The sequence below is a fragment of the Nitrobacter winogradskyi Nb-255 genome, assembly GCF_000012725.1.
GTDB classification, from domain to species: domain Bacteria; phylum Pseudomonadota; class Alphaproteobacteria; order Rhizobiales; family Xanthobacteraceae; genus Nitrobacter; species Nitrobacter winogradskyi.
The window spans coordinates 596,219-608,958 of record NC_007406.1; the positions used below are offsets into that span (position 1 = coordinate 596,219).

At 58.9% G+C, this 12,740-nt stretch carries 8 protein-coding genes; 6 read left to right on the top strand and 2 right to left on the bottom strand.

The genetic code is table 11. The features are described from left to right. Window positions 1-198 precede the first annotated feature (198 nt). From NWI_RS02780 to NWI_RS02800, 5 genes are all read left to right on the top strand, one after another. Complete coding sequence (locus NWI_RS02780; RefSeq protein ID WP_011313863.1) at window positions 199-2,433, top strand: peptidase domain-containing ABC transporter; 2,235 nt, start codon at window positions 199-201, stop codon at window positions 2,431-2,433. Then, window positions 2,423-3,769: an HlyD family type I secretion periplasmic adaptor subunit gene (locus NWI_RS02785; protein WP_011313864.1), complete on the top strand. Its 1,347-nt coding sequence runs from the start codon at window positions 2,423-2,425 to the stop codon at window positions 3,767-3,769. The genes NWI_RS02780 and NWI_RS02785 overlap by 11 nt, the downstream gene beginning before the upstream one ends. Continuing rightward, window positions 3,769-5,811, top strand: a complete 2,043-nt coding sequence (locus NWI_RS02790) for a tetratricopeptide repeat protein (RefSeq protein ID WP_011313865.1) — start codon at window positions 3,769-3,771, stop codon at window positions 5,809-5,811. The genes NWI_RS02785 and NWI_RS02790 overlap by 1 nt, the downstream gene beginning before the upstream one ends. A gap of 163 nt (window positions 5,812-5,974) precedes the next feature. Beyond that, window positions 5,975-8,179, top strand: coding sequence for a glycosyltransferase WbsX family protein (locus NWI_RS02795; protein WP_011313866.1), 2,205 nt, complete (start codon window positions 5,975-5,977; stop codon window positions 8,177-8,179). A 15-nt stretch (window positions 8,180-8,194) separates the two neighbouring features. Further along, window positions 8,195-9,118: a glycosyltransferase family 2 protein gene (locus NWI_RS02800; RefSeq protein WP_011313867.1), complete on the top strand. Its 924-nt coding sequence runs from the start codon at window positions 8,195-8,197 to the stop codon at window positions 9,116-9,118. A gap of 124 nt (window positions 9,119-9,242) precedes the next feature. Here the strand turns inward: NWI_RS02800 and NWI_RS02805 are convergent, their stop codons facing one another. Next, the gene (locus NWI_RS02805; RefSeq protein ID WP_011313868.1) at window positions 9,243-10,388 is read right to left on the bottom strand and encodes a hypothetical protein; all 1,146 of its coding nucleotides are present in this window, start codon (window positions 10,386-10,388) and stop codon (window positions 9,243-9,245) included. 255 nt (window positions 10,389-10,643) lie between these two features. On the opposite strand from NWI_RS02805, the gene NWI_RS02810 reads away from it, so the two are divergent. Further along, the gene (locus tag NWI_RS02810; RefSeq protein ID WP_011313869.1) at window positions 10,644-11,894 is read left to right on the top strand and encodes a glycosyltransferase family 92 protein; all 1,251 of its coding nucleotides are present in this window, start codon (window positions 10,644-10,646) and stop codon (window positions 11,892-11,894) included. A gap of 225 nt (window positions 11,895-12,119) precedes the next feature. Here the strand turns inward: NWI_RS02810 and NWI_RS02815 are convergent, their stop codons facing one another. Next, window positions 12,120-12,722, bottom strand: coding sequence for a hypothetical protein (locus tag NWI_RS02815; protein ID WP_244374953.1), 603 nt, complete (start codon window positions 12,720-12,722; stop codon window positions 12,120-12,122). Between the last annotated feature and the right edge of the window lie 18 nt (window positions 12,723-12,740).

Genomic DNA, 12,740 nt, shown 5'->3' on the forward strand with positions numbered 1-12,740 from the left:
TTAAGCCGGGCCTCCTGATCCGCGCTTCGCAATTCGATCAATGCGGTCCATCAACCCCGAACGCTGCCGCCTTATCACTTTAAGATGTTCGTGTTTCCGTCACTTTCATTGTATGTAATGTTATTATTGAGTGGTCATTATCAATCTATTGATAGCAAAGATGACCTATCATGAATTGCAACAGACAGAGCGAGATTCATGGTCGCGCCAGCCGTCGCCGAGGATGCCGATATCGATCCCATGCCGCCGTCCGGCCTCGAATGCCTGGTCATCATCGCCCGGCAGCACGGACTTGATCTCACTTCGACACAACTCACCAAGGATAATCTTCTTGCCGAAAGGGAAGTGTCTCCGGGCCAGTTGGTCCGCTGCGCCGAGAACGCCGGCATGCGGTCGAAGCACGTCAATCTGGATTGGGACGGGCTGTCCCATCTGAAAAAGGCGCTTCCGGCCATTGTCGGCCTCCGCAACGGAAGCTTCATGGTGTTGCTGGCCGTGGAGGGAGACGCCAACAATACCCGCATCGCGCTGAGGGATCCGAACGCCGCGGAAGACGCGCTGCTGGTGATCGACAGGCTTCGCTTCGAAGACATCTGGTCCGGGGATGTCATTCTGGCAAAGCGCAACTATGAGATTTCCGACGAGTCGCAGCCCTTCAGTTTCGGTCTCGTCGCGGCGTTGCTGTTTCGCGAGCGCCGTATCGTACGGGATGTCGCCATCGCCGCGCTGGTGCTGGGCTTCCTCGGTCTCGCGCCCATCATGTTCTGGCGCCTGCTGTCGGACAAGGTGATCTTCTATCACGCGTTCAACACCTTCTATGTGCTTTGTCTGGCGATGCTGGTCATCATCGCGTTCGAGGCCGTCTTCGCCTTCCTCAGGCAAGTCCTCGTTCACCGGCTGACGACCAGGCTTGACGTCAAGCTGTCCACCTACGTGTTTGAGAAAGTCCTCAATCTTCCGATCGATTATTTCGAGCAGACCGCCGTCGGCCTGGTGGCGCGCGACATCCATGAAGTCTATCGCATCCGCTCGTTCCTGATGGGTCAGCTGTTCGGCACGATACTGGATTCGACGACGCTGATCTTCTTCCTGCCTGTCATGTTCTTCTTCAGTCCGATCATGACGCTAATTGTTCTGACGATATCGGCAATGATCGTCGGATGGCTCATGCTGATGCTGCCGACCTACCGCAAGGTGTCGAATGCCGTTCTGGTCGCCGAAGGCGCGCAGGGCGCGTTTCTGGTTCAAACGCTCAACGGCATCCGAACGGTGAAGTCGCTCGCGCTCGACGCGCGGCAACGCCATATGTGGGATGTGCTGGTTGCGCGCGTGGCCAAGGCGCGGCTTGCGGAAGGAATGACCGGAAACGCGATCCAGGCGGTGGTGCGCCCCTTGGAGCGACTGGCGGTGAGCGGTTCCTATGCAGTCGGCGTTTATCTCGCGCTTGTAAACAGTGATCCCGTCTATATCGGAGCGCTGTTTGCCTTCCTGATGCTGTCGCAGCGCGTATCGGGCCCGCTGATGCAGATCGCGCAGTTGATCAATCAATACGACGAGGCGCGTAGCGCGGTGGCTACGGTCAGCAAGCTGGTGAACCAGCCGGCCGAGGAGGGCCGTGCCGGCCACGGCGTTCGCTCGCCGATTGAAGGCAAGGTGGAGTTCTCTAACGTTACCTTCCGGTACAAGGGGGCGGTTTCGCCTTCGCTGAACGGTATTTCCTTTGAAGCGACGCCCGGAGCCACGCTCGGTGTGATGGGCAAGAGCGGTTCGGGGAAGACCACGATCACGCGACTCCTGCAACGATTGCATTCGGACTATGACGGACTGATCAAGATCGACGGCATCGATGTTCGCGAGTACGACATCGATCACCTGCGCAGGAATGTCGGCATCGTGCTTCAGGAGAACTTTCTCTTCAGCGGCACGATTCGGGAGAATATCTGCGCGGCCACTCCCGACGCCACCTTTGACGATATCGTCAAGGCGGCGCGGCTGGCCGGCGCGGAGGAGTTCATCGACAAGCTGCCGCGCGGCTACGAAACCTATGTCTACGAAGGATCGCCCAATCTTTCAGGAGGGCAGCGGCAGCGGTTGGCGATCGCCCGCGCGCTGATCGTCGATCCTCCGATTCTGATCCTCGACGAGGCCACGAGCGCGCTCGACGCCGACAGCGAAGCCATCGTGAATGCCAACATCGCGCGGATCGCAAGCGGCCGGACGCTGATCGTCATTTCGCATCGCCTGTCGTCGCTGACGACCGCCGATGCCATCCTTGTGCTCGATCGTGGCGTGGTCAACGATATCGGGCGTCATGAGGAACTGCTGGCGCGGAACGATATCTACAGTTCGCTCTGGTACCAGCAGAATACGCATCTCGCGCCGGCGGTCCGCAACGATAAGCCGAAACTCCGGAGTCCGACCCTTGTCTCCTAGCCAGGCCTCGCTCGCGACCGTTCGCCAGTTCCAGTCGGAGACCGACGCAATCCGGGAGGCGGCGGAGCCGCTGGTCGCGCGCGTCACCCTGTTCGTATTGTCCGCATTCCTGGTTTCGATCGTCGCAATTCTGTGTCTGACGCAGGTCGATCGCGTCATCACCAGCTTGAGCGGAAATATCGTCCCTGTCGGTCATGTCAATGTCTTGCAGGCGCTCGATCCATCGATCATCAAGACGATCGACGTGCGCGAGGGCGAGCAGGTGAAGACCGGGCAGTTGCTCGCGACGCTCGATGCCACTTTCACCTCGGCGGATCTGACGCAGGCGAAGTTGCAGATCGCGAGCCTGGAAGCGCAGGCGGCGCGCGATGAGGCGGAGTTGAAACAGCAGCCGCTGGTGTTTCCTGATAATCCGGATTCCGACTTCCAGAAGTACGCCGCTTTGCAGAAGGCGCTCTATGAACAGCGCGTGGCTCAGTATCAGGCCCAGATCAACAGCTTCGAATCAAAGATCAGGGAAACCAAGGCGACGATCGAGAAACTTCGCGCTGATGATACCCGCTATCGGCAGCGCGAGGAGATCATGGCGAAGATCGAGCAGATGCGCACGACGCTTGCCGAGCGCGGCACCGGATCCCAGCTCAACATGTACATCTCCCAGGACGCCAGGCTGGAGTTGCTGCGGACGCTGGAGAATGCGCACAACGGCCTGATCGAGGCGCAGAACACACTCGGATCGATCACCGCCGATCGCGATGCATTCAAGCAGCAGTGGTTCGCGCAACTGAGCCAGGACCTGGTGACGACGCGCAACAAGCTGGATGAAGCGCGGGCAACTTATGAGAAAGCTTTCAAGCACCAGGATCTCGTGCGCTGGACGGCTGCCGAACCATCCGTGGTGCTGACAATGGCCAAGCTTTCGGTCGGATCAGTGCTCAAACCGGGCGATCCCTTCATTACGCTCATGCCGATCGACACCAAGCTTGAAGCGGAAATCAGGATCTCCTCGCGGGATGTGGGATTCATCCGGGCAGGCGACCCCTGCGTGATGAAGATCGATGCTTTCAACGCGGCGGAGCATGGCACGGCGCATGGCAAGGTGCGCTGGATCAGCGAGGGCACATTCACGACCGACGATGACGGCAAGCCGGTCGATGCCTATTACAAGGCGAGATGCTCGGTGGACGCGTCCGCCTTCAAGGGCGTGCCGAGCAATTTTCGTCTCATTCCCGGCATGACCCTGCAAGGAGATATCAACGTCGGGACCCGTTCTGTGGCGATGTATCTGCTCGGCGGAATGCTGAAAGGCATGAGCGAGGCCATGCGGGAGCCATGATGCTTTCATCCAGATCGCTTCTCCAGTGGGTTCGTCGTCCGGTTCTTGGGCCTTCTCGCGGTGGCCTCTTCGAGCATGGAATGGGCGCGTATGAGCGCGGCGAGTATCTTGAAGCGGTCAGGTGCTGGAAGCTGGCGCTGGAGGCGGGCGAGGCCGAGGCCGCCTATCGGATCGGAAGGCTTTATGTGAAAGGCGAAGGGGTCGTCAGGAGCGTGCCAGATGCCGCGATCTGGTATGAGCGCGCGGCCCGGCTGGGCCATGTCGACGCGCAGTTTCAACTCGGCCTGATCTTTCTGCAGGGGGAGAAGCCGCTGCTGGGCCCGCATCGCCACGAAACATGGCGCCAGTCCTCGGCCATACGTCTCGGCGACAAGGCGTCGAACATACACCAGCTTGTGTTTCCGCATGGAACGAGCGTTGAGCGGAATGTTGACGCTGCGTTTCACTGGATATCGGCCGCGGCGGACAAAGGCAAAGCCGAAGCGCAGACGGTCCTCGGCAATATGTACAGTGAGGGATTAGGCTGCGAGAAGAATCTCCAGATAGCGCTTGCATGGTATGGGGTTGCGGCCGAGCAGAACTGTGCTGCCGCGGAATTCGCTCTCGGCGATATTCATTTTCAGGGCAAAGGGGTTCCCGTCGACTTCGAGCAGGCCGCGGTCTGGTATCGCAAGGCGGCCGAGCAGGATCACGTCAGGGCGCAGGTCGCGCTCGCGTTCATGAACCTGAAGGGAACGGGAATGCCGGAGAACCCTGCGGAAGCGGCACGCCTGTTCCAGGGCGCTGCGATGCATGACGATATCATCGCGCTGTACAACATCGGCTTGTTACGCCTGAAGGGCCATGGCGTCGCGAAGGATATCGACAAGGCTGAAACCGCGCTGCGCAAGGCGGCGCGCAAGGATTACTTTCCCGCGATTCAGGCGCTGGCGGAATTCTATTCGCACGGCGGAGGATTTGCTCCGGATCTTCGGGAGGCCGCGGTCTGGTATGAGAAGGCCGCCGAGCGGGACGACGTACAGGCGCAATTCTTCATGGGCCGATTCTATGCGATGGGCACCGGCGTCGGCCCGAACATTCGTCAGGCTGCAAAATGGTTCGAGCGCGCGGCCCGCAACGGTCACGCGACTGCCGCGTTCAACATCGCCATTTTTTATCTCAACGGATCCGGCGTCGAACGCGATGTAGACCGCGCGATCGAATGGTTCGAGCGCGCGTCCGAAGGCGGCATCCGCGCCGCGCAGCTGCAGCTCGGAAAACTTTATTCGGCAGGCAACGGTGTGCCGCGCGATCAGAAGCTGGCAAGAGAATGGCTCGGCAAGGCCGCCAACGGCGGAGACCCGGACGCCCAGACGGCCTATGCGCTTTTCCTGCTTCGTCAGGATGGTTCAGCGGAACAGCTCGAGCAGGCAAAGGCGCTGCTGGTCGAGGCGGCCGAGGCCGATCACGCGCCGGCTGCGTTCCAGCTCGGCGTGCTGCATATGGGCAAGTTCGGGGGAGAAACAGACATCGCGGCCGCCGTTCCATGGTTCGCACGCGCCGCCGGCGCGGGGCATGTCGATGCACAATATACCCTTGCGCTGCTTCATCTCGATCCGGGCAGCGGCATGAGTGACGCGAAGGCTGCCGCGTCATGGATGACGAAGGCCGCTCATGCGGGCCATGCCGGCGCGCAGTTTCAGCTCGCCGTGCTGTATTGCACCGGCGCCGGCCTGGCTCAGGATGTCGCGCAAGGGGTGAGGTGGTACGAGGCCGCCGCGCAACAGGGACACAGGATCGCGCAGTTCAACCTCGCGGTGATGCTTGGAAAAGGACAGGGATGCGAGGTCGACCTCGGGAAGGCGGTCGAATGGTTCGAGAAGGCGGCCCGGCAGGATGTGGCGGAAGCGCAGATTGCGCTCGGCGACGCGTTGATGTCGGGAAGCGGCGTGACGAAGGATCAGGATGCGGCGGTGCAGTGGTATCGCCGGGCGGCCGGTCACAACCATGAAGGCGCCCGGCACCGTCTGAATGCGATCGGCGTAACGACGGTCGATGGCTGAGCGCCGTTCGCTATCAGGTTCGATCTTGAGGATTTGAATGCGGGGCTATCCTTCTTCACGCAAGGTTTCGCGGACGGGACGCCAGATGCCTGCCTTCGGTCGCGCGCGTGATGCGAGGTCATGTGTCTACCAGTTTCAGGGGCTGTGAGGAGATCCGGGTGCGATGAACAAGATTGCGGAACGCGATGTGAGAAGTGCAAAGGGGACGCGACCCGTCGCCAGTCCTATTTCACATGAAGATAATCTTCAAAGCTCGTTCCTGGATCCGGATCTCGACGATCTGGAGTCGGGCGCGCGCCTGCGCGGAGCGATACTGGAGCAGTCCGGCCGGGAAATTTTCGGCTGGATTGTCGATGCCAGGTCGTTGGCGACATCTGTTTCTCTTTCGCTCTTTGTCGGCTCTCACGCCATCGAGGAGACGAGAACGGAACGCGCGGCTCCTGCGGGAGTCGGGTCGGGAATGGCAATCGGCCGTCCCGGATTCCGGATCGATCTGGCAAACCCTGTCGCGCGCCGCCGCCTGGCGCGTGCGCTCGGAAACACATTGGCCGATCCGGGCCAGACCCAGGTCTATCTTCGCGTGCGGCTGGATGATGGAGAGTTCTTCGAGATCCCGCTCTTCGACGCTCTCGCCCCCGAGGAACTGGTCGTTGCGCTCGGATTCTCTCCCTCCGATTACACGGACCTGCTGATCCCGAATAACAACCGGCGTATCACGCCTGATCCGGATCCGGCCGGCAAGCAGGTGCGTCATGTCTGTTTTTATCTCCCCCAGTTCCACTCGTTCGAGGAGAATGACCGATGGTGGGGACCCGGCTTTACCGAATGGACCAATATCTCGCGTATGCGCCCTCAGTTTCCCGCGCATGAATCTCCTTGGCTGCCGGCGGACCTTGGCTTTTATGACGTGAGATTGACGGAGACCCGCCGGCAACAGGCCGAGCTGGCCCGACGCTACGGCATTCATGGCTTCTGCTACTACGTCTACTGGTTTCAGGGCCGCAGGCTTCTTGAAAGACCATTGGAGCTTCTCCTGGAAGATGGAGAGCCGGACCTGCCGTTCTGCATTTGCTGGGCGAACGAGAACTGGTCGCGTCGCTGGGACGGTTCGGATGCCGAGCTTCTGCTCGGGCAGAATCACGCGCTGGAGGATGACGTTCGCTTTATCGACGATATGGCGCAGCTGCTGCTCGATGAGCGCTATATCAAGGTCGATGGGCGCAAGATCATCCTGGTCTATCGTCCGTCCCTGTTGCCGGACAGGCAGAGCCTGTTTGATACATGGCGCGCTAGAGCAAAGCAGTTAGGCATCGGCGATATTCTGATCTGCAACGCCATGACATTCGGGGAATTCGATCCGCGCGACCTGAGTTGTGATGCGGCCGTGGAGTTTCCTCCGCATACCGTCTCGACGAGGGAGCAGCCGCCGTCCGAGTTCGGCGCGCCGGAGAGCTTCACCGGAAAAGTTTACGACTATGTCGATGCCGTGCGTTCGTCGCTGGGCAAGACCTATGATTTTCCCTATTTTCCGGCCGTCATGCCGCGTTGGGACAACACGCCTCGCAAAGGCTCACGGGGACATGTCTTCAACAGATCGAGTCCGGAGGCGTTCGAGGTCTGGCTGCGGGACGCCACGGGACGGGCAAGACGCGGTCCGTTTGCGGAGCCGATCGTCTTCATCAACTCCTGGAACGAATGGGCCGAGGGGGCTCACCTGGAGCCAGACTCGCGATACGGCCGGGCATTCCTGGAAGCGGTGAGAAGGGTGGCGTCGTCCGAGCCGATTTCGGCTCAGGTCCGCTCGAATCCGGATTTGCTGGACTGCTTGAGCCGGCAGGAGCTCGAGCAGGCGATGAAGGAGGCATCCACTCACGTTCAGCTTCTTGCGAACATTCATCGGTCGGAGATGGTCTATTCCGGCCTGCAGCATATGCGTGCCGGGATGCCCGTTGAGGCCGAAGGCGCACCGGAGAATCCGGCCGAATCGCTGCTGGTCATAGAGAATATCAACTCGCAAACGAATGAACGGGTGGTGGTTGACCCGCGATCCGCCGTGCTCGTACGGGGATGGGTCTGTGCGGGCGATACCTTCGAGGCAAGCAAGCAGAGGATTGCTTTCCTCATCCTCCTCTCCACTGATTCCAGAAAGCAGGACCATAATGGTTACTGTCTGGTCGTGGATTGGCATGAGCGATTTGACGTCAAGGAATATATGCGGACCAGGAGCAGCGATTGTTACTTTGGCTTCCAGCTCTCCTTTCTCGTGCATGATCTTCCTGAAGGAGAGTATCAGATTGCGGTTCTGGAGGTGGGTGAGGGGAACCGCGCGCTCATCCGATCGAATCATTCGATCATTATTCGACGTTGAGTTGAGAGAGTTCACATGTTGGCCAGCGTCGTCATCGCTTGTTACAAGCATGAAGCGTACATCGAAGAGTGCCTGGAGACGATCTATCGGCAAACCTTCTCCGACGTCGAGCTCATTATCGTCGACGATCACTCCCCGGACAGGAGTTTCGAGATCGCACAGAAGATTCTCAAACAAAGATCCTTTGCCAAGCGATTCGTATCCTGCTCGCTTCTGAAGAATCCTCTCAACCTCGGAGCGCCCTGCACCTGGAACAGGGCGCTGTCGCTTGCCAAGGGAGAAATGATCTTCTTCCTGAATTCGGACGATAAATTCTCAAAGGATCGCATCCGGATATTTGCGAACCAGTATGAGAGAGAGAAGCTGTTCTTTGGCTTTTCGGCAGTCGAGCCGATCGATGAAAGCGGCAAGCCCGTCACGACTCACCAGTTTCCGACGAGGCTTCGATACGCCATCGATCGCAGCCGGATAACGGGCTCTCCGTTATCCTGGATATTCCTGGATTCACAGGTCGCCGCCTCAAGCGGAAACTTCGTCATGAGCAGAGATCTGCTCAGAAAAATCGGGTTGCTATCCGACCTGAAATACTGCCACGACTGGGAGTTTGCACTACGCGCCGTAACGGTGGTGGAACCGAAGTACGTTGATTCGGATCGCTATATGTATCGGCTCCATTCGACGAACAGCTTCCGCAGCCTGAGCAACGTGGCCGAGCGCGAGACAAAGGCCTGCATGTCGTCGTACTGCGTCAACGCGATAGCTCAACGGCCGGTCAACAGGGTTTGCCTCAGCCCCATAAACTTCGGAGACGCCTTCTACAACCTCATCAAGCTTCATCCGAACTTCTGTTATTGGGTGAAGCAGTTGTATGCTCCCTACCATCCAGACCATCGGACCGTTGACTGGAACGAGTGGACCATGCCGCTCATGTGGCGATGATCCGGGATCGACCGGGCATGGACCATGCCGGTTCGCGTCAAGGCAAGTGTCGGATCATCGAAGCTCAGTTCGGATTCCATCGGGATCCGAGCCGCTCTGGAACCCCTACGCAGGTAAAAGCAGCTTAGCAGAGTTCCGGCTTGCGAACTGGAGCGGCTGTCTTCTTCAGAACCTGACGCAGCGCGTCAAGGCGATCTGTCTGGCACGGCAACGTCGGCATCAGCCAGCCGCCTTCATCGTTCTCGTTCCAGGCGTAGATCAGCACGACGGGAGCCTGCTCACCTTGCGGCCGGGCCCCGACCCAATCGAGCGCGCGCGCCAAGTGATCGGCGAGTTCCTTCTTGGTCGGCGCTGCGAAGAAGTTCTCTATGCCTTCCCCCGGCCGTTGTTTTTTTTCCCATGGGACGGGATTTTCAATGCGGGGACGTCGATCCCATCCCGTCATCACAGTCGGCACGACAGGCAGATGACCATTGCCGAGTTCATTCCAGCCTCGCTCAGCAATTCGCGTTAGATCGGAGAAGGATCCCCGGCCGTTGCCTACCGTAAGCGCGTATGATCCGGTCGCATCGCCGCCGATATTCCTGGCTTCGCGCATCAGGAAATTCCGGTCTCCCGCCAGCACGATGTAGGGATCCGCCAAGCCCGACACGGCAGCCATACTTCTAAATTTTTCGATCTGCTCCCTCAGGCCCGCGACTCCTTTCCAGTTTCGTTCGATCGAGGCGGGTGCGATGAAACCCAGAAAATACAAAGGGCGATCACCGGAGACTCGCAGGTAGTTCCTGTCCGCCATGAGACCGATATGCTCTTGAAGCAAGGTTGTCGGCTTGTTGCGCGACCCCCACCGGTCGAGTTCGGTAAACAGGCAGTATCCGAGTTTGTCACTCTCCGCGCTCGCTCTGAACTGATAGAGCGCCTTCGACATCGGATGGTGTGATCCGTAGGCAACGAAGGCCCAGTAATCGAGACCGGCAAAGGCGGCCTGACGTATCTCCTTGTCCATTTCCTCCGGGGTGATAGGGGGGAAAGAAAGGGACGCCGGGTCGTGCGCGGAGCCCCTCGCAAAGAATGGCGCTCGCCAGCGATACTTCTCGGGCGATAGCGAGTTCTCGACGGCTTCGGTCGGTGCTGAACCCGGCGAATACCAGGCATCCCAGCGGATTGCTCCGACCAAAGGCCGGGGTTTCACCGCGAAGCTCGTTCGGCCGAAGATGGGCGGAAACAGGTTCGCCGCCAGCGAGGCTACAACCGCGCGCCGGGTCAACATGCGAGAACGCCTTTCGTCTGTACTTCATTCCGACCGCCCGGTGCGAGCTTGTTTATTGCACTAACATTTGGCGGGCGCCATTGTTAACTAATCTGTTGATTTTCCTCGGAAGGACCTTACAACAATCAAAAACAGGTCTCACACATATAAACTGGAACACTGCTCTGATCTGGTAAGACCGTATAACAATCGAGTTACATCACCGGGGCTGAGAGCCGATGTCCGTTTTTTTGAACAAGCCTGGAGCATGACGGGGTGGAAACGGAAACTGCGGCACTGACAAGGCTCGGTCTGGATCGGGGCGTCGAGGCGCTCACGGCCAACGAGATCGAGCCAAGATTGAAAGAATTCTTTTCGGGACGGATTGCCAATCCGAATCCTGAAGAGTTGATGCGGTCAGTCAAGGAACTGGAAGAGCAGTTTAGCGGATACAGCGAATATCAATTCGCGAGAGCCGCGGTGTTGATGCAGGCGTGCGATTTTACGCGAGCGCGGGAGATTCTGATGCGCCTCGCGAAAGAAACGCCGTCCGATCCCCGTATCCTGCATCGGCTTGCCGTAACCCATTTGAACATCGGTTCGGCACAGGCGGCGCAAGACACCTACCTTGCCGCCTTGGCTGTCGCCCCGGCGAGCGAAAATCTCCGCCGGGAATTCGCCGGCCTTCTGCGTGTGATGGAGGCCGGAAAGCTCTATGCGGGCGTGAGCCGCAAGAAGCACAGATTGTCCATGGTTTGCGCGATCAAGAACGAGGCGGACGATCTGCTTGAGTGGCTGCACTTTCACAAGCTGGCCGGCGTTGATCATTTCTACCTGTATGACAATGAAAGCACCGACGAAACACGCGCGATAATCGAATCCTTTCCCTGGCCGGATATGATCACCTACCACTATGTGAAGGGTGAGTTCGGACAGATACGCGCCTTTCATCACGCGATCGACAGCTACCGGAACAGCTCCGAATGGTGCGCGTTCATCGACGCCGATGAGTTTCTCTATCCCGTCGAGGGCGGGAGCATCAGGGATGTTCTGGACGGAATTCCTTCGGCGCCGGCGGTCGCGGTTCAGTGGCTGAATTTCGGCTCCAATGGCCATGATGCAAAACCAGACGGCCTTTGCATCGAGTCATTCACGCGAAGGGCTCCCGATGATTTCCCGGATCATTATGTGATGAAGTCGATCGTACGCCCTGATGCGATCGTGGCCTATCTTCACCCCCACCAATCTCTGGTGCTCGGATGTTACGTTCAGGAGGACGGCTCTCCCGTTTTTCCGATCGGCGGCCGATGCTCGGTTCCGAAGCGCAGGAAACTGGCCATCAATCATTACTATACGAAATCTCGACAGCAGCTTCTGAAGAAGCGGGAGCGGGGAAGGCCCTTGGCGGCAGGCGATCCCGAACGCATACGGGCGATGGAGTTCTTTATGCTTCGCGACCGTAACGACGTCGAGGATCGGACGATCCTGAAGTTCCTGCCTGAGCTCAAGAAGCTGATTCATCGCTAAGAGTTGCGACGAGAATGCTGCGCGGAAAAGGTGCGGCGTTGACCGCCCTATCACTTCCGTGCGCCCGGCGATTGGGGGCGGGACGCCGAAGTCGTTTATAGCGTTTTCGAGCGAAGCATGTCCTCGGGCTTGACCCGAGGATGGACCTCGGTTCGCGTGAAGAAAACGCGTCAAATCAGGATCACTAAAGCTTCGCTTCTAATCCCGGCAAAAGCGAAATCGCTCTCAAGACGGCTCGGAATGAAACGATTGCAGGATGGACTCGGCAATTTTCTTTTCCGGTAGCGGACGGAAGAACGAGATGTCGCCTGCTGTTGCAATCTCGCGCGCGATCTCCCTGACGCAATGATACTTCGGACGTGACGTGAAGTCGTGAATGCCGATGATCGCATTCGGATTACAGTGCAACACGATCTGCGCGAAGCAGGCGACCCTGAAGCGGCCGTCGACGAAATAGAGATCGGCGGCGGTGCTTTCCGGCATTTTCCAGATGGCCGAGTGATAGTCCGGCCAGCGCTTTTTCGTGGAGGCATCGGTAGGAAAGCCCCATTCCCCGATCGGGCCGATATCGACAAAGATCAGCTCCGGCTGTGTCTGGTTCGGAGCGCATGCGGTCCTGACCTGGTCGAGCCACTCCCGGGACGAGTCGACGGAAAGGATCGAGCTCTGGACGTGCCTTGATGCGACGACCGTGCTTCCGCCGGTTCCGAACTCCACATAGATGCGGCTGTTTCTGACGAATGACAGGAACAGGGCCGCTTCGTCCGACGACATTCTCGGCAGCAATTGCTGTGTCCTGTCCGTTGCGGCCATGGGAGAGGCAAGCAAGGCGTCATTTCCTGAATT

Coding starts and splice junctions, on each gene's coding strand:
- NWI_RS02780 (WP_011313863.1), top strand. CDS start 199: ATGGTCGCGCCAGCCGTCGCCGAGGATGCCGATATCGATCCCATGCCG.
- NWI_RS02790 (WP_011313865.1), top strand. CDS start 3,769: ATGCTTTCATCCAGATCGCTTCTCCAGTGGGTTCGTCGTCCGGTTCTT.
- NWI_RS02795 (WP_011313866.1), top strand. CDS start 5,975: ATGAACAAGATTGCGGAACGCGATGTGAGAAGTGCAAAGGGGACGCGA.
- NWI_RS02800 (WP_011313867.1), top strand. CDS start 8,195: ATGTTGGCCAGCGTCGTCATCGCTTGTTACAAGCATGAAGCGTACATC.
- NWI_RS02805 (WP_011313868.1), bottom strand. CDS start 10,388: ATGTTGACCCGGCGCGCGGTTGTAGCCTCGCTGGCGGCGAACCTGTTT.